Genomic DNA, 16870 nt, shown 5'->3' with positions numbered 1-16870 from the left:
TTCTGAGACAGGCGATAAGAGGATTACGGGACAGGGTCTGTCCCATATAGCGGGGCCTGGCTCAACCCGGCGAACCTGCCTCCCGCCCTTGAACTGAGCGGTGACGAACGCCCGGTTGGCTTGGGTTCGCCGCCGCTGACGCGTCAGTCCGCCTTGGGCGCCCAGTGCGGGGCGCGGCCGGTGAAGGCGAGCAGCTTGTCGGCGCGGCTCGCATCCGCCGCGACCGGGAGCGCCGGGCCGTACTTGCCGAAGTTGTCCCGGACGAAGTCGACGAGGCGGCCGGCGATGTCCTCGAGCCGCTCGGCCACGGACTCGCTCAGAGGCAGGTCCTGACCGGTCGCGCGGGCGATGTCCCAGGCGTGCAGGGCCGCGTCGAGCGCGGCAGCGGCGGCGCCGAGCTCGGCGGGCATCGGGCCCATAGGAGTGGGTACGCACTCCGCGTCGCGGCCGGACTCCCACGCTGCCGTCGCCGCGGCGAACACGGCCACCAGCTCCGCGGTGGCGTCGCCCTCCAGGGCGTCCACGGGTGCGAACGGATCCCCGGCGGGGACTGTGCCGTTGATCTGCATGACCAATGCCTGCTGGTCGAGGCGGGCGTGGTTGAGCACCTGACGCACCGACCAGTCGCTGCAGGGGGTCGGCGCGCCCCACGCGTCTGCGGGTACGCCGCGGACGGCGGCGAGCAGGGAGTCGTGGGTGTCGGCAAGCAGCTTGAAGCCATCTCCGGCCATCGTGGTTCCTCCCGTTGTCGAAGGGCGACCCTGTCAGGGATCTCGGGGTGTCTAAGGTCAGTGGCCTTGCCGCCACCGGCATTCCCGGGTCAGGCCCCGTGCGTCGAGGCAGAGCTGAAGCGCTGTCAGTGATCCTGGCGATCGACGGCTGAAGACGCGTGGGCCGCGAGGCGCTCGATGGTGCCGGCGATGCCGCTCAGAGCGTGCTGGACGTGAGTCTTGGCAAGGACGTGGTAGCGCCTGCGGCGTACCCGGTTACCCGTAGCCTGCACCGTATGAAGTCAGTTGTAGGTGGTGGGCAGGTACTGGAAGCAGTAGGCGGTGTCGTTTGCTCCGGTGCTGGTGTAGTACGGGTCGCCGTGGGCACCACGTAATCACCGGTCTGCTGGCCGACAATGCGGTCGGCCGAGGCCCGTGCTGGCGTGGGCGGTACCGGTCAGGCCCAGTAGTGCTGCACCCGCCATGGTCGTCCGACCACCTACTCGGCGATCCGGTTCTTGACGATCACGTGCTTCTCCCGCTTCCCTTTGCGGCCTCTGTGCTGCCCTGTGGTTCTTGATCATGCCGGGACGCGCGGTCGAAGTCGTTGACGCTAGGTGCCCAGTGGTTGATCATCCGCGCACAGGCAGGTCGTGGCCGGCGAGGCGACGGAAGTCGCTGGGTGGCATGCCGTAGCGGGCGCGGATGGATCGGCTGAAGTGCGACGGGGCAGATCAGCGACGACAGTCTCGAACGCGCAGCCCGGCCCGGCTTCGCTGATCCCGACCTCGTCCGCAGATCTCCCACCGCCGCATTGCCTCCGCCGACGAACTGGTACGCGATCCATCCGCCCAGGACGCTTTGATCACACAAAGGCAATCCGTACTACACCGGCGGCGGGGTCTCCACCGGCGCCTACTGCTACGGGTACTGCGGTTGAACTCGCAGTGGCGGGTGGTGGTCTGACGTTTCGTGATCGTTGCGGTATGCCGGAGCTATGAGGTATGCCCAGGGAGGCGGGCTGACGCCGAAGAAGCAGGCGGCTCGTGAACAGCTGAGGCTGGAGGCCGCGGAGCGGTTCGCGCGCAGGGAGAAGACTACGGACGTTGCGCGTGAGCTTCGGGTCGGGGAGCGCCAGGTGGAGAAGTGGCGCAGGACGTGGCGCGAGGGCGGGGCGGAAGCACTGCGCTCGAAGGGGCCGATGTGCGTGGAGCTTCTGAGCCCTGCGCAATGAGAGTGTCTCGTACGGGAGTTGGAGCGCGGAACCCTGGCGCACGGCTGGGATGAGGAGCAGGGCTGGACGCTGGTGCGGATCCGTGCGCTGATCATCCGATTGTTCCTGGTGGAGTACACGGTGCAGGGGGTCTGGAAGCTGATGCGGCGGCACGGCTGGTCCCCGCAGGTGCCGGCCCGGCGGGCGCTGGAGCGGGACGACGCGAGTGTCGAGCGGTGGCGGGGTGAGGTGTGGGAGACCGTAAAGCCACCGCGGCGGCTCAGGATGCCTACATCTGCTTCGAGGACGAGTCAGGACAGGGACTGAGGCCGCCGAAGGGACACACGTGGGCACCGAGGGGCCGGACACCGGTGGTACGGGTGCGCGGCTCGAACCGGGGACGGGTCTCTGTGGCGGGCGTGGTCTGCTTCAAGAGCGGCGAACGATCGCGTCTGATCTACCGGTTGCACGTGTACCGGGGACGGAGGAGTGAGGCGAAGAGCTTCACCTGGCAGGATTACCGCGACCTGATCGTCGTAGCGCACAACCAGCTCAAGGCCCCCGCGGTCTGGGTCTGGGACAATCTCAACGTCCACCTGGTCGACGAGCTCGCGCTGTTCTTCGTGGAGAACGAGGAGTGGCTGACGGTGTTCCAGTTGCCGTCGTACGCTCCTGAGCTCAACCCGCAGGAGGGCATCTGGTCGCTGGTCAAGCACGGTCTGACCGACTTCGCCGCCGCCAACCTCGACCACCTGTCCCGCGTCATGAAGCGCAAGCTCAAGAAGATCCAGTACCGACCGGAACTGATCGACGGCTGCCTCACCGAGACCGGACTGATCATGGGTACCGAATGATCGACCGGCCCGCCACCACGAGTTCAACCTCAGTACCTGCACAGCACGTTTCTGACCGCGTAACTCCTTCTCCTTCCGGTTGAGCGAGACGACCTACCGAAGGTCGCCTGGCACAACCGGAGTATCGCTGTGCCACGGCTCGGCAGCCGCCGACGCATCGCAGCATGCCTCAGTCACGTCACGGCTCGACGGTTCCAGTTATCGTGCACACGAACGTCCACATTGGCGAACATACGCGCGATACGAGGCTCGGGGCGCAGCACATGACGATCGAGACCCTGTTTCGGACCGAGGACTTGCCGGTGGCCGAACGCTTCACTGCCTGGAACGACTTCGTCGCCAGCTCTTTCCTGCCTGTGGACATCCGTACCGACCACTCTGCTGACTTCCGTGCCACCGTCCGCGCGCTGGATCTCGGCGCGGTCCAGATGTCCGAGGTCAGCCACCCATCGTTTGAAGTCCACCGGACCCCCCGGCTGATCCGGCGATCCGATCCTGAGTGCTACCAGCTTCTGCTCAACGTTCGCGGCAGTCTCGGTGTAACCCAGGCCGGCCGAGACGCAGTCCTCGATCGGTCAGACATGGTGCTCTACGACAGTTCACGGCCCGTCAACGGCTCGATGACCGCCGACGGAGCGGTCACCGAAATAGTGATGCAGTTGCCTCGGGCGCTGCTGCCAATTCCTCAGAACGAGATCGCCCCTCTTCTGGTAGTGCCCCTCTGCGGGCGCGAAGGCATTGGCGCCCTGCTCGCGCGCTCCCTCCTCGAGCTGACGGGACACGCCGACCGGTACCGGCCGGACGATGCCGCCCGCCTGACCGCCATCACTGTGGACCTCCTCGCCGCACTGCTCGCCCAGCGCCTCGAGGTCGACACATTGCTACCGCCGCACGTGGGTCAAGGAGTCCTTCTGACCCGCATCCACGCCTTCATCCAGCAGCATCTCAGCGACCCCGAACTGACACCCGCGACGATCGCTGCGGCGCACCAGATCTCCATCCGCTACCTGCACAAGCTCTTCCAGGACCAGGCCCACACGGTCACGGCCCACATACGCCACAGCCGACTCGAACACTGCCACAGCGACCTGGCCAACCCCCAGTTGCGTTCCCGCTCGATCCTCGCCATCGCCGCCCGCTGGGGCTTCACTGACCCGGCGCATTTCAGCCGGTCCTTCCGAGCCCACTACGGCATGCCCCCCAGCGACTTCCGTCGCCTCGCCGGCTACGACCGCCGCGTGCGCGGATGATCAACCACCGTGCGCCCAGCGTCAACGACTTCGCCCCCGCGTCCAGGCAGGATCAAGAACCATAGGGCGCACAGTGGCCGCGCAGAATATCGGGGGAGCACGTGATCGACAGCTAACCCTGACCCACCGCTGCTGGGCCCTGCGCTCCGGTGCCGTGCCAAGCGGGCTTGATCGCTCTCGCTCTCGCGCTCGCTACTGGCGCACGAGAGCGGTGAGCTGTGGTGCTCTGCACACCCTGCGTCGACGGGCGCTGTAGCCGAGCAGCGGGCAAGGCTCGGATTTGAAATCGATGAGGGGCGACATTCGCATTGGATGTTGGCTCTCCGACCTCGCGAAAACAATGGACGGGAATGACATGAAGAAGCTGAATGTGGTCAGGTCGCTGCTGGTTGGGGCGGCGATTCCGAGCCTGCTTATGGTGACATCCGGATCGGCGTCCGCCGACGGCTACGGGATAACTTGGCGGAATGGCAAGACGGGCAACTACCTTACCGCATACTACAACGGAAAGGTTGGGGACGACGCCCATTATCAGGGTGAATCAGACTGGAATGACATCGAAAACAGCGACGGCACCTGGAATGAAGTGAACGTGCACCTCGGCCAGTGCCTGACCGGATACTACGCGCAGGTTTACACCGAGAATTGCAACTCCGGAACTAACGGCACGAACTCGTGGGAGCGCTGGTACGAGTGGCCGACCTCGACGGGGTGGGAACTCAAGAACGTGGAGACAGGCTACATCCTAGATGATGACGGATACGATAACGTCTACGCAAACTCTACTGATTGGGCGAATAGCAACCAGCGTTGGCACTGATTGATGCGTAGGCGCCGCCGAAGATCTGGCGCCATCAGCTAGTGCTGTGGCCGGAAAGGTTCACCGGCTCGCGACGTCCGGCACGGCACCTCGCCGCGTTGTCGCATCACCCGAGTACATCAAGTACGCGGGTGATGCTCCGCCTTTCGATGCCCCGCACCGGACGCCGCGAGCTTTCCGGCAAACCTTTCCGGCCACAGCACATAGGTCGGTTATCAGTGCTCGCATCGTCGTCCTGCGGTGGGGCGAAGCAGTGGTATGAGGTGCTCCGGGGCGCAGGCACAAGCGGGGATGATGAAAGTGATATGTAAATTCAGGCCCGTGCGGGTGGCCGCCATAGTACTGATGGCCATTGCCGTGATCGGAGGATGCAGCAGTGCTGCGACTTCCACAGGCGGGAAATCCGCCCAAAATTCCGCCCTCCCGGATGTCTCCGGGCCGGAACCTTCGATTCCACCGATTATCACTGAATCCACTGGCGATCCTTCTAAGCCGATCGATTTTCAAGGCGGTGGCGCAGTCATCAGACCTGACGGTTCCATGACTCTGCCGCTGGATTTCTACGACCCGGCAGACGATGAGACGGTGATTGCGCAAGCTGTGACTGCGCTCGCGCAGCAGTGCATGCGAAGCAAGGGACTGGAACTTCCGTCGGCTCTTATAGGGAATACTGGACCGCAGCCACCCGCGCCATTCCACCTCTACGGGGTGATCGACATGGACAGTGTAAAGAGTCACGGCTATCGGGATCCAGTCAGTTCCACTGCATCTACGTCCCAGTCAAAAGACGGCAAAAAGATCACTCACGCGGTGTTTCAGGCCTACTTTGATAATCCCAAGACGGGTCAGGTCGGATGCCTGAGCAAGACATATAAGAGGCTCGGCGGCGACGCCGAGATGGCGCTGTTCATGCTTCTCCAGGACCTCCGATCGGAGGCGCTCAGCGCCGCCCATGAGGACAGCCGCGTCAAGTCGGTGACCTCCAATTGGAGTGCCTGCATGAAGAACGCCGGCTTCGACTACCCAGACCCGACGGCGCCCGCGCACGATCGGAGTCTTCTTGGCCGAGGACTGCCCACTCCGCCAGGAGCGACGCTGCCCCCGCCGTCCGCCGCTGAGATCGCCGCGGCCGTCGCGGATGTCAGGTGCAAGCGCCAGACTCAGTACTTGCAGACGATCGCCCTGGTCAGCGCCGCGTATCAGCAAGAAATCATCTTAAAGCAGGCTCAGCGACTGCAGGACGCGCAGCACAAGGAGAAGCAGGAAGTGAACGCCGCTCAGCATGTTGAACTCGCGATGTCGGTGGTCAGGGCGGGGCAATGAAGATCCACCATCTTGAAGTCGCTGGTCACGGGGCTGGTGTGGGTTGCGGGTCGTGTACTCGTGCTGGTCGGGGGCGGTTGTCCGGCGTCAAGATCGTCTATCAGCGCGCGATCTCGATGTTCAATGCCAGAAAGTTATGGTTCATGCTGGTTTGTCAAGCAGCCCTGGTGGTCGGCGTGTTCGTGGCGGCGAGCGGCTTTGCGGGGGCGGCTATCACTGGCTGTTCGGGGAGTCGGAAGGTTGCGGGCGCGGTCTTGACCAGCAGGTTCTTGCACGCCCAGGCGCTGAGGTGGAGTGCGAGGGTGCTCTGTTTGACGGTGTTCAGCGCGGCGGCGATCTCACGGGCGTGCCAGGGGCGATGAGGATCGGTGGCCATGACCGCGAGGACGTCTTCACGGCGGACGGCGACCTTGGAGGGCCGCGATGGTCCGTCCCGGATCGGGTTCGGGTACCGAAGCACGCCCGACACGCAGAAAGCTGATCCCAGGCCCGCGATCGGCCGCCGAGCCTGCTTGACGAAGTTGGCCATTGGTCTGGCTGTCGAAACTCTACAAGGCATCGGTCAACATTGAGCCCAGAAATGCCGCTCTTGATGGCCATCCCAGCACTGCGGCTGCACGCGTGGCCGCACATTGGCCGCACCTGGCCTTTGACAGAGCGTCAGCTGACGCCACCATTGCCACAAAAGCCCAGCTCAGGGGCCAGGGGCCTAGGAATCACTACAGAGACCGTACCTTTGACCTACGCATTACGATGCGTAGACTGCACGTGTCCGTTTATTCCTAATTCCAAGGTCAACAGAAACAAGGAACCCCAGGTCAGAGTCCCGACCTGGAGTTCACCATGGAGCCGCCTTCGGGATTCGAACCCGAGACCTACGCATTACGAGTACGCCGGTTCGGGCGAATGCTCGCCCGGACGTCAACACCGTTCTTGCTTCCGCCCTGCACAACTGATGTCGAGCGCCGCCGGATACTTTGCAGGTAAGCGTCCGAAAGAAGTCCCCGAAAAATCCCCGGTGCCACGCGAGCCACGTTTGTCGCGCCAAAATGCCAGGTCAACGCCGTGATCAAAAGCAGCGGACATGTCCGTGAAGTACAAGGAGACGGCGCGGGGCGGGCTGGCGGTCAACATCATCGAGTGCTGAGGGGATGGGCCCTGACCAGCGCGTTCGTGTCTTTCTGCGCTGTCAGGGCCTTCCCTGTTTACGCGGCGGAAAGTCCCCAGAAACTCCCCGGGACAGACGTGAAAGTCCCCGAAAACTCCCCAGGGACTCCCCAGGATTTACGGGTGGGCAACGGGCCTACTCCAGGACCGACGCGGCGCTCTTGAGGCCGTCTCAGGGTGTTGAGTGCAGTCGGTGAACGTCAGGTAGTGGGACCTACGCATTACGAGGCCATGAGTGATCGTGTTGCGTAGTGCCTCGTCGTGCTGTGGCGGGCCACTGGCTCACGTCGGCGGCCAGACCGTACAGCGCTCTGGCGGGTGCGGAGGAGATCAGTGTGTGTGCGGTGTGCCTCAGCATCGCTCAGCCGACCGTGCGGACGAGGCCGCATAGCCGCCGACCTCGGCGTAGATGTGCGCTCCGCGGGCGGTGGCCCGCTCGTAACTCTCCAGTACGAACATGGCGCAGCCCTCGGCCAGCACAAAGCCGTTGCGGGTCGCGTCGAAGGACCGGGAGGCGTGCTCGGGGTCGTCGTTGTACGTCGTCGTGGCCTTGATCGCGTCGAAGCAGGCCACGACGATCGGCGAGATCGGGGTGTCCGCGGCACCTGCGAGCATGACGTCCGCCGTGCCCTCGCGGATCATCTGGACCGCGTTGCCGACCGCGTCGAGCCCGGACGTGCAGCCGTTGGAGACCATCGTCACCGGTCCCTCGGCCCCGACCCGCCAGGCCACCTCGGCCGGCACCACACCGGGGGTGAGGTAGTCGAACATGTGCGGCGACAGATAGCCGGGGTCCACGTTCCACTGCTTGCCCGCGTCGGACAGGATCTGGTACTCGCGGTCCAGGCTGGTGGAGGCCGCGACCGCGCTGCCGAGGCTTACCCCGATCCGGTGCGGGTCGAGTGCGGTCAACTCGAGGCCGCTGTCCGCGACCGCGTCGTCGGTGCACACGGCGGCGAACTGCGCGACCCGGTCCATGCGCCGGATCTCCCGCGCGGTCAGGCCTTCGAGTTCGGCATCGAAGTCACATTCGCCGGCCACTTGGGACCGGTAAGGCGAAGGATCGAAAAAGCTGATCCGGCGAGTCGCGGTGCGGCCTGAGCTCAACAGGTCCCAGAACTCCTTTGTTCCGGATGCCCCTGGTGCTCGCACCCCGATTCCTGTAATCACGACGCGACAGGACATATATCGGTTCCTTCCTTGATACTGGGAAGAACTCCCGCTGCGAGCCTGTATGCGACCCCGGAGGAGGACGGCGAGCGTCTTCCTCTATGCACGTTGGCAACCCCCGCTTGAGGACAACTCGGCCTGCTGTCGAGGGCGACCGGAACCGCGAATTTCCGGGCCGCCGCATACTCCTGCCGGGGTCCGACGCGCAGCGGAAACCCCCGGACCGAGGAAGGAGCCGGCCCGGGGGTACGGTGGATGATCAGCCGAAGTTGGGAGCCGGGGCCGTGGCGTTGAGCGCCGTCACGATCGTCTCCTCCTCGTACCTGAAGTGGGACTCCAGCTGGTTCGCCAGCAGCTCCAGGTCGGCGCGCAGCTGCACGGGGTCGGTTTCACCGGGAACGAAGCTGTCGACGAGCTGCTGGATGTCGTCCTGCAGCCGCGCCACCACCTTGTGCTCCTCGCCGAGCTGCGCCAGCGCCGGAGCGAGCGCGGGGAACTGCTTGGCCAGCATCGGGAACATGGCCATGTCCTCGCCGCCGTGATGCTTCTTCAGCGCCCCGCAGAAGTTGAGGCAGTGGGTGCGCATCTGCTGGGCGAGGTCCGGCGGCGTCCGCTCGATCGAGTCCGCGCCGCCCTCGATCACCTGGTCCGCCTGGGCGCGGAGCGTCTGGAGCTCTCCCCGCAGCCAGTCGTGCACCTCGACGATCCAGTCGCCCATGCCCTTGACCCGCTCTTCGCCGGGCTTGGGACCGATCCGTTTCAGTACGACGACCGGGATCTCCCGGGTCGTCTTGGCCTGGTGGTCGGCGTACCCCGGCGCCTCGGCGATCACGCGGTCGAAGAGTTTGTCACGCTCCTGACCCGGCGGGATGGCGGCGATCGCCTGATAGGTGTCGGTACCCGTCTCGACCGTCACGATCGGGTTCTTGCGGATGTTGTGGTACCACGCGGGGTGCTTGTCGGCGCCGTTCGAGGAGGCGACGACGATCCCTTTTCCATCGAATTCGAGATACCCCAGGATGCTCTCCCGGCGCAGGCCGCTCTTGGCTCCGACGGTCGTCAGCACGGCCAATGTCCAACCCTCGAACATGCCGCTCATCTTCCCGTTGTTCGCCCGAAACTCGGCGATGACCTGACGCTGGAAATCATTGACGTCGAAGCCCGCCCAGGTCTCGGCCTGTGCCTCCCAGGTCTCGGCCTGTTCCTTGCTCATGCACTGCCCTTCTGTGTCGATTGATCGCGAAGGAGGGCCACGCCACCGGAATCGGACACAGAAATACCCCGCATGCCTACGCAGTGAAGATGGGCGCAGCAATCCCAGAACAGGATTGACAAACTGCGAGAGATGGAAAGTGTCCGATCTCTGTAATGGCTGAGTAGCCGCTACCTCCATGCGTAGGCCCATACGGGGCTCGGCAAAACCGTAACACCGTCCTCGCGGATCGAGCAACGTCACCTTGACGGGTGCAACCGGGAGCCGGTGGACCGGAGTTGGGTCCGATCTCAAGTCAGCCCCTAGCCCGCGCTCATAGCTTTCGGGCCGATCCGGCGTCGGGCGCCGGCTCCCCACCCATTCCCAGGAGCTGGAACATGACCAGTGCGTCTCCACCGATCCGCCAACTGCCCTCTCTGACTGGCTACCGCGCGATCCTGTTCGTCGCCGTGTTCGTGACGCACGCCCTCGGCGCGGGCTATTTCTTCGCCAACCAGTCGATCAACAAGGCCGGCACTCAGCTTCCCTACGGCACAGGCGCCCTGGCGACCTTCTTCGTGCTCAGCGGTTTCGTGCTCACTTGGGGCGAGCCGTGGCGCAGCACGGTGGGCCGGTTCTGGCGGCGGCGTGTGGTCAAGGCACCCCACGCCCCTGTTGGTGCCCTACCCCGTGCTCACCGAGGTCTGCTACCTCCTGGAACGCGAGCACGGAACTCGCGCGGAGGCCGCCTTCCTGTGCTCCGTCAGCCTCGGGCAGATCAGCCTGATCCCCCTGGCTGCCCAGGACATCGAGCGCATGGTCGAGCTGGTCGAGAAGTACGCTGACTTCCCCCTCGGCGCGGTCGACGCCTCCGTCTTCGCCATCGCCGAACGCCTCGGAGCGGACGCCATCGCCACCCTCGACCGCCGCCACTTCAGCGTCGTCCGCCCCAAGGCACCCGTCTCCTTCGCTCTCCTGCCGTAGCCGCGCCACCCGAACGGACGTGCACCGTCACGCACGGGGGTTGGCGGGATGTTGGGCCGGCGTCCTGTCCGTACTGGGGTCGGGCATGGCCAGGGGACCGTACGCTCGCGCGCGGACTCGGGCAGGCTTTGGGCCTGCCCGCGAGGGGCCCGAGTGGCCCCCTGGTCGTGCCCGACGCGGGTCCCGGCGCGGGCAGGTGGCTCAAGCCGTCGGCCCCCGCCCCAGCCACCGCTCACCCCGCCTCCATCCGCGCTGCTGTCCAGACTCTCCGCCGGAGCGAGCCGCCCGCCGACCACGGCAGCGAGGCAGGTGACAGCGGCCCTGGCCGTGGGCGTCACGGCCACCTTCTGCGCTGCGGATGATGCTTCGTCAGGATCGTTGCTGCGGTGCCCGGTCTCCCGGCCACGCCTTTCTGCGCGGCATGGCCGGGGTGGGCAAGCGGGGCGGCGACGTAGCGGCCGGCCCCGGCCCGGCCGCGCGCGACCCGCGACAGCGGGTCGCCTTGAACTCGTAGAGAAAATCTGATCGCACACCCCAGGCCATCCGGCACGGCGGGTCAGCGGCCCCGCTCGCCGCCGTCCGACTCCAGGGCCTCGACGCGGCCACGGAGGTCGGCCAGCTGCTCGACGGCGTCCGACCGCCCCTCCGTGTCACGCCATGTGCGGCGAATTCCGCCCCGCGACGTACGGGCGAGGACTCCTCGGTCTGCCCGGTTTTCGTCTCCCTTGCAGGACGGGTTCATTTGCGTGGTCTGCGGGCGTGGAGGACGAAGGCCGGAGGGGCGTTGCGCCAGATGGTCCGGCTGGGCACGACCTCCTCGAACCGTTCGGCCAGCAGGCGGCGGAACCGTTTGGCCAGGGGCAGAGGCACGGCGTGGAGGTAGGAGAACGCGGTGAAGACTCCCTGTGGTCCGAGCCGGGCGGTCGCCGACTTCATGAGCTGCTCCTGGTGGGAGGCTGGAAAGAGCGCCCAGGGAAGTCCGCTGACCACGACGTCGGCGCAGCTGATGCCGCGTTCCTTGAGCAGGCGCGGCAGCAGCGCGGCGTCCTGCACTATCACCTCGGCGCCCGGAAACTGCTGCCGCAGGCGTTCGGCCAGGTGCGGATTGACCTCGATGGCGAGGTGACGGCCACGGCCGTTGAGCTTGCGCTGGATCTCCGCGGTGAAGGGGCCGGTCCCCGCGCCCAGCTCCACCACGACCGGCTCGCCGCGCTCTGCTACCGGAGCGCAGACGAGCCGCGCCAGGTGTCGAGAGCTGGGCGCGATCGCACCCGTCCGGGCCGGTGAGCGCATCCACTGCCCCAGGAACAGGGTGAGATCGCTCGGCTGAGGAGGACTGATCGCCATGTCGCTTCCCTCTGTTGTCGGGCCGTCAGGGTCCCGGCCGCGCCGGTGAGGTGTCGTCACTGGATTCGGGTGATCTCCTTGGATTAGGCTGGTGACTCGCCTGGAGGAGAGAGCGCGATGGCTGATGGGCCGGGCAGAGTCGCGTTGATCGATCGGCACGACCTGGTCGCCACCCTGGACCTTGCCGCACGACAGCGAGTGACGATCATCTCGGCGCCGGCGGGCAGCGGAAAGACCTCCTTGTTGCGGGCCTGGGCTGACCGGGCCGGTCAGAAGCGTCCCATCGCGTTCGTCTCGGTACGGCCCGGCCGGCACGATGCCCAGCTGTTCTGGCTCGGCCTGGTCGGCGCGATCCGCGGTGCTTTGAACAAGGCGGCGGAGCCGCCGCATGCGACGCCCGGCTTCGACGGCGGCGCCATGGTGGACCGGGTGCTGTCGGAGCTCGCCGAGACCGACGACCCCATCACGCTGGTGATCGACGATCTTCATGAGCTCGGCTCGGCGGAGGCCCTCGAACAGCTCACCTCGCTGCTGACCCGCCTTCCCTGCCACGCGCACGCGGTCCTCGCCACCCGCCGTGATCTTCCCCTGCGGCTGCACAGACTGCGTCTCACGGGCGACCTGGCCGAGATCCGCGGCCCGCGGCTGCGCTTTGCCGAGGCCGAGACCCGCGCTTTGCTGGCGGCGTCCGGCCTGGAGCTGCCTGACCACCTCACCGCGACACTGCAGCAGCGGACCGAAGGCTGGGCCGCCGGCCTGCGGCTCGCGGCGCTCTCCCTGGCCGGCCACCCCGACCCCGAGCGTTTCGTCGCCGAATTCTCAGGCAGCGACCGCACGGTGGCCGAGTATCTGATGGCTGAGATGCTGCAGCGGCAGCCCAAGAACGTCCAGCGACTGCTCCTGCGCACCTCCGTGCTGGACCGAGTCAACGGCGAGCTCGCGGACCTGCTCACCGGTTCGACCGGGTCGGAGCGGATCCTTCTGGAACTGGAGGACGCGAACGCCTTCGTCGTCTCGCTCGACCCCGACCGCACCTGGTTCCGCTACCACCACCTGTTCGGCGGGCTCCTGCGGCTGGAACTGCGCCGGACACAGCCCGAGGAGCTGCATGAACTGCACAGGCTCGCCGCGCGTTGGCTAGTGGGGCGAGCGCGGATCGCCGATGCCATCGAGCATCTCCAGGCCGCGGGCGCCTGGTCCGAGGCGGCCCATTTGCTCGCCGACCATGCCCTGAGCCTGACCCTGGACGGCCAGACGGACACCATCCAGGCGCTGCTGGGTTCCTTCCCGGCCAGGACGTACGAGAACGAGCTGGCCCTGGCATACGCGACCGCCGACCTCAACCGGCTCCGTCTGGAGGAGGCGTCCGCCCATCTGGAGATCGCGCGAACCTATGCCAAGTCAACGCCGCCGGACCGCGACAGCCGCCTCACCATGGCGATCGCTTCCCTCGAACTGCAGCTGGCGCGGCTGCGCGGCCATTTCGACGGCGTGTTCGAGCTGACGGGCTCGATGCCGTCGCCCGCGACCGGCCGTTCCAGCGCCGACATCGCCCTCGGCAGCGATCTGCGCGCCGACGCGCTGCTCAATCTCGGTGTCACGGAGGCGTGGTTGCTGCGGCTTTCCGACAGCGAACGTCACCTCGCGGAGGGCGCCGCCCTTGCCCGCGCCATCGAGCGGCCCTACCTGGAGGTCGCCTGCCTCGCGCACCTCGGTTTCGCCGCCACCATCCACTCCTTCGGCCTGGCCCGCCGACGCTGTGAGGAGGCGATCGCGGTGGCCACCCGGCACGGCTGGGACAGCCTTCCCGTCATCGTCCCCGCGCTGGCGACGCTCGCCGGGGCCAAGATCTGGATGGGCGAGTTCGACGACGGTGAACGCTGGCTGGAGCGCGCGTCGCGGGCCGGCAGGTCGGGCGCCGAACCGGGCATCCGGCTGCTCCTGCACCTCCTCACCGGGGTGCTGCACGCCGCGCGAGGCCGGGGCGACCGGGCACTGGAGGAATTCGACGCCGCCACGCGGGTGAACGCCCTCATGATCGGCGAACACGCGTTGGCGGATCGGGTGGCGTCCTGGACGATCGCCACGCAGGCTCGGCTCGGGTTGCTCGAACAGGCCCGGGCGGGGCTCGCCATGCTCACGGACCGGCAGCTGGCCAGGGGCGAGATCTGCAACGCGGTCGCCACGCTCCACCTCGCCGAGCACGATCCTGTCGGGGCCCGAAGCGCGCTCGAACCCGTGCTGGAGGGAACGGCGCCCGTCAACCCTCATCTCACGCTGATCGAAGCCCACCTTCTCGATGCCCTCGCCCATCGTGATCTGGGCGAGGAGCACGCAGCAAGAACAGCCGTCGAGCGGGCACTCGACCTCGCCGAGCCGGAGCCGCTGATCCTGCCGTTCGCCATGACTGGGGCCTGGAACCTGCTTGAAACGCTGTCACCAGGGGCGAGCGCACACCGTACGCTGATCACCGACATCCTCCGCGCTGTTCACGGCGCCGCCAGGCCCGTCGCCGCCGTCCAGGATCGAGCCGAGCCGCTCAGCCCCAGCGAAATCCGTGTGCTGCGCTACCTGCCGACCAACCTCACCCGGCAAGAGATCGCCAACGAAATATCGGTCTCTCAGAACACCGTCAGCACACATATTCGCAATATCTACTCCAAGCTCGGTGTCACCGACCGCTCGGCGGCCGTGCAGCGCGGCCGTGAGCTGCGCCTTCTGCCTGGCGGCAGGGCCTGAGCCCGGAGAGGGATGCGGCTGCTACTCCCTGACCGCGTCGTTCGCCGTATGGCGGGCGACGGCGACGCCCCAGGGCATGCCGAGCAGGACCACGAGGCCACCCACTCCAGGTCAGCTGCCCGGACAGGCGGTGGGCCGTCTGTCCGACCAGCACGACCAGCACGACCAGCACGACCACAACGAGGCCGTAGAACAGTTCGAGCGGGCTGACGGCGCGTTCGAGCGGCTGCTCCCCGTGAGGGCGCGGCGGCTGCCACAATCGGTGGCGCAGCCGCGCCCAGCGTATGCGTGCTTCGGGCACGGTGGGTCTGCGTCAGATCTGGAGCGGCCGCGTATCGGTCCAGTTGACCATGAGGCGGCGCTCGGCGAACAGCCACTGCCCCTCCTGCTTGACCATGGTGTCGAGGTAGCGGATCGAGGCGACCATCATCGTCCGTGACCCGCCGTCGGCCTCCGTCAGATGGTGGGCCAGGCAGTAGGTTTCCCCACTCGCGCGGTCGCCTTCCAGCTCGATCGTGCTCTGCCCGTTGAAGTGCATGGTGGCGGCGTAGGCGTTGAGCGCGTCGAAGACCGGCGCCAGCGACTCGCGGTCGTGCAGCTCCTGCGTGGGCTCGGGGTCCCTCGCGTCCATGTACACCACGAAGTGGGTGTCCTCGGTGAACAGGCCCATCTGGCCCTTGGCGTCACGCCGGTCGGCGCAGTACGCGTAGGCGTCGACCAGTTCGCGGAGGGCGAGCCGGTCGGCGGCCTCCGCTCCGGTGACTGACGTATGGATACTCACGGCGACATCTCCTCCACAGGTTGCGGCGCCTTCACTGCACGCCCCTTTTCAGGGTTGCGGTCGGGCAGGTGAATGGTCCTCACCGGATTCCGGTGATTCCCGTCGGCTGACCTGCCGTCCGTGCGTCTCTACGCCCCGAGCCGGGTGATCTGGTCCGTCCGCAGGATGCGGGGTCCGGAACCGTCGAGCCGGGCTACGGCGATCATCGCTCGCCCGATGTGCTCGGTGCTGGTCACGTAGCGGGGTGCCACGCGGCGCAGGAGCGGATAGAGCCAGGACGTGAGCCGGTAGAACAGTCGGTACCACCGCGTTCCGGAGGTTTCCCCATGGACGGGCTGGATCCATCCGGGACGGAAGGCGTACGCGCGCATGTCCATCGCCATCAGCGCATTCTCCGTCCGGCCCTTCACCCGGGCCCAGAAGACGCGCCCCCGCTCCGTGCTGTCGGTGCCTTCCCCTGACACGTACACGAATGTCACGTGCGGATTGCCGGCCGCCACTACGCGCGCGGCCTCCAGGGTGTAGCCGTACGTGATCTTCTCGTACTCCTCGGGGCTGTGCCCCGCCGACGACACTCCGAGGCAGTAGAAACACGCGTCCGCCCCTGACAGCTCCGCTGCGATCGGGGTGAGATCGGAGAAGTCGGCGTGCCGCACTTCGCGAAGCTTCGGCGCGTTCTTGCCGAGTGGTCGCCGTACGACGGCGATGACCTCGGTCACCTCTGGTTCTTCCAGGCATGCACGGAGGACGCCTTGGCCGACCATGCCTGATGCCCCGAAGAGAACTACCTTCACGTCGACTCCGTTCTAGGTTTCGTACTTGAGGGTTACATGATCTGCGGCTCGGAGAGCTGTGCGGCTGGCCAGCCGGTGTTGGCTGTGAAGGTCAGCTTCAGACCGCGGCGTCGGACGCCGTGCGGTCGTGGTGGATGGGACCGTTGAGCCGCCCGAGGGGCAGGGCGGTGCCTCCGTGGTGTGCGGCGATGAACTCCGCCCCGATCGCCACGGCGGTCTCCTGGGGCGTGCGGGCACCGAGGTCGAGGCCGATGGGGGAACGCAGGCGTGCGAGTTCCCCGTCGGTCAGCCCGCCTTCGCGCAGTCGGGCCAGTCTCTCGGTATGGGTGCGGCGCGAACCCATCGCGCCCACGTAACCGACAGGCAGCCGGAGAGCGACCTCCAGCAGCGGCACGGTGACCTTGGACGTCACTCGCACTTCGGCAGGCGCGAACAGGACCACTTCCCTGGGGCCCGTACTGGAGGGTTCGCGAGCTGGTGTTCGCCATGGACTCAGGCCTCTGCCTTCCGCTGGTCAGACCTTCCG

At 66.6% G+C, this 16870-nt stretch carries 15 protein-coding genes and 2 pseudogenes; 8 read left to right on the top strand and 9 right to left on the bottom strand.

All coding sequences use genetic code 11. From position 1 onward, the window contains the following. Window positions 1-143: 143 nt before the first annotated feature. Entirely contained in the window at window positions 144-731 is a 588-nt protein-coding gene (locus tag OG747_RS30780) for a TIGR03086 family metal-binding protein (RefSeq protein ID WP_405882623.1), read from the bottom strand. Between the two features lie 976 nt (window positions 732-1707). Here OG747_RS30780 and OG747_RS30775 point away from each other — a divergent pair. The 6 genes from OG747_RS30775 (at window position 1708) to OG747_RS30750 (ending at window position 6170) form a co-directional block, all read left to right on the top strand. Next, the gene (locus OG747_RS30775) at window positions 1708-1944 is read left to right on the top strand and encodes a helix-turn-helix domain-containing protein (RefSeq protein ID WP_405882622.1); all 237 of its coding nucleotides are present in this window, start codon (window positions 1708-1710) and stop codon (window positions 1942-1944) included. Between the two features lie 18 nt (window positions 1945-1962). Further along, entirely contained in the window at window positions 1963-2250 is a 288-nt protein-coding gene (locus OG747_RS30770) for a winged helix-turn-helix domain-containing protein (RefSeq protein WP_405882621.1), read from the top strand. Beyond that, entirely contained in the window at window positions 2217-2777 is a 561-nt protein-coding gene (locus tag OG747_RS30765; protein ID WP_405885764.1) for a transposase, read from the top strand. The genes OG747_RS30770 and OG747_RS30765 overlap by 34 nt, the downstream gene beginning before the upstream one ends. A gap of 263 nt (window positions 2778-3040) precedes the next feature. Further along, complete coding sequence (locus OG747_RS30760) at window positions 3041-4027, top strand: helix-turn-helix domain-containing protein (RefSeq protein WP_405882620.1); 987 nt, start codon at window positions 3041-3043, stop codon at window positions 4025-4027. Window positions 4028-4382: 355 nt separating this feature from the next. Continuing rightward, the gene (locus OG747_RS30755; protein ID WP_405882619.1) at window positions 4383-4847 is read left to right on the top strand and encodes a hypothetical protein; all 465 of its coding nucleotides are present in this window, start codon (window positions 4383-4385) and stop codon (window positions 4845-4847) included. A 321-nt stretch (window positions 4848-5168) separates the two neighbouring features. Further along, a complete protein-coding gene (locus OG747_RS30750) occupies window positions 5169-6170 on the top strand; it encodes a hypothetical protein (RefSeq protein ID WP_405882618.1) in 1002 nt (333 codons plus the stop codon). Window positions 6171-6324: 154 nt separating this feature from the next. Here OG747_RS30750 and OG747_RS30745 read toward each other — a convergent pair whose 3' ends face one another. From OG747_RS30745 to OG747_RS30735, 3 genes and pseudogenes are all read right to left on the bottom strand, one after another. Then, entirely contained in the window at window positions 6325-6699 is a 375-nt protein-coding gene (locus OG747_RS30745; protein WP_405882617.1) for a hypothetical protein, read from the bottom strand. 1022 nt (window positions 6700-7721) lie between these two features. Next, window positions 7722-8522, bottom strand: a pseudogene (locus OG747_RS30740) (beta-ketoacyl-[acyl-carrier-protein] synthase family protein); the annotation flags it as partial. A gap of 244 nt (window positions 8523-8766) precedes the next feature. Continuing rightward, window positions 8767-9720 carry a nitroreductase/quinone reductase family protein gene (locus OG747_RS30735; RefSeq protein ID WP_405882616.1) on the bottom strand — a complete coding sequence of 318 codons (954 nt, stop codon included), beginning with the start codon at window positions 9718-9720 and terminating at the stop codon, window positions 8767-8769. 657 nt (window positions 9721-10377) lie between these two features. On the opposite strand from OG747_RS30735, the gene OG747_RS30730 reads away from it, so the two are divergent. After that, on the top strand, window positions 10378-10683 hold the full coding sequence (locus tag OG747_RS30730) for a type II toxin-antitoxin system VapC family toxin (RefSeq protein WP_405882615.1): 306 nt from the start codon (window positions 10378-10380) through the stop codon (window positions 10681-10683). 556 nt (window positions 10684-11239) lie between these two features. Here OG747_RS30730 and OG747_RS30725 read toward each other — a convergent pair. Continuing rightward, complete coding sequence (locus tag OG747_RS30725) at window positions 11240-11425, bottom strand: hypothetical protein (protein ID WP_405882614.1); 186 nt, start codon at window positions 11423-11425, stop codon at window positions 11240-11242. Then, the gene (locus OG747_RS30720; protein WP_405882613.1) at window positions 11422-12030 is read right to left on the bottom strand and encodes a class I SAM-dependent methyltransferase; all 609 of its coding nucleotides are present in this window, start codon (window positions 12028-12030) and stop codon (window positions 11422-11424) included. Before OG747_RS30720 ends, OG747_RS30725 begins: the two co-directional genes overlap by 4 nt. 117 nt (window positions 12031-12147) lie before the next feature. On the opposite strand from OG747_RS30720, the gene OG747_RS30715 reads away from it, so the two are divergent. Beyond that, complete coding sequence (locus tag OG747_RS30715) at window positions 12148-14769, top strand: LuxR C-terminal-related transcriptional regulator (RefSeq protein ID WP_405882612.1); 2622 nt, start codon at window positions 12148-12150, stop codon at window positions 14767-14769. A 313-nt stretch (window positions 14770-15082) separates the two neighbouring features. Here the strand turns inward: OG747_RS30715 and OG747_RS30710 are convergent, their stop codons facing one another. From OG747_RS30710 to OG747_RS30700, 3 genes and pseudogenes are all read right to left on the bottom strand, one after another. Continuing rightward, entirely contained in the window at window positions 15083-15550 is a 468-nt protein-coding gene (locus OG747_RS30710; RefSeq protein ID WP_405882611.1) for a nuclear transport factor 2 family protein, read from the bottom strand. Window positions 15551-15678: 128 nt separating this feature from the next. Next, on the bottom strand, window positions 15679-16344 hold the full coding sequence (locus OG747_RS30705) for an NAD(P)H-binding protein (RefSeq protein WP_405882610.1): 666 nt from the start codon (window positions 16342-16344) through the stop codon (window positions 15679-15681). 97 nt (window positions 16345-16441) lie between these two features. Next, a pseudogene (locus tag OG747_RS30700) lies at window positions 16442-16750 on the bottom strand (XdhC family protein); the annotation flags it as partial. Window positions 16751-16870: the final 120 nt, after the last annotated feature.

The sequence above is a fragment of the Streptomyces sp. NBC_01384 genome (assembly GCF_045040035.1).
Taxonomy (GTDB): Bacteria; Actinomycetota; Actinomycetes; order Streptomycetales; family Streptomycetaceae; genus Streptomyces.
This window is presented reverse-complemented; position numbering and strand designations above follow the sequence as displayed.

Coding starts and splice junctions, on each gene's coding strand:
- OG747_RS30760 (WP_405882620.1), top strand. CDS start 3,041: ATGACGATCGAGACCCTGTTTCGGACCGAGGACTTGCCGGTGGCCGAA.
- OG747_RS30735 (WP_405882616.1), bottom strand. CDS start 9,720: ATGAGCAAGGAACAGGCCGAGACCTGGGAGGCACAGGCCGAGACCTGG.
- OG747_RS30780 (WP_405882623.1), bottom strand. CDS start 731: ATGGCCGGAGATGGCTTCAAGCTGCTTGCCGACACCCACGACTCCCTG.
- OG747_RS30725 (WP_405882614.1), bottom strand. CDS start 11,425: ATGAACCCGTCCTGCAAGGGAGACGAAAACCGGGCAGACCGAGGAGTC.
- OG747_RS30715 (WP_405882612.1), top strand. CDS start 12,148: ATGGCTGATGGGCCGGGCAGAGTCGCGTTGATCGATCGGCACGACCTG.
- OG747_RS30720 (WP_405882613.1), bottom strand. CDS start 12,030: ATGGCGATCAGTCCTCCTCAGCCGAGCGATCTCACCCTGTTCCTGGGG.
- OG747_RS30745 (WP_405882617.1), bottom strand. CDS start 6,699: ATGGCCAACTTCGTCAAGCAGGCTCGGCGGCCGATCGCGGGCCTGGGA.
- OG747_RS30755 (WP_405882619.1), top strand. CDS start 4,383: ATGAAGAAGCTGAATGTGGTCAGGTCGCTGCTGGTTGGGGCGGCGATT.
- OG747_RS30775 (WP_405882622.1), top strand. CDS start 1,708: ATGAGGTATGCCCAGGGAGGCGGGCTGACGCCGAAGAAGCAGGCGGCT.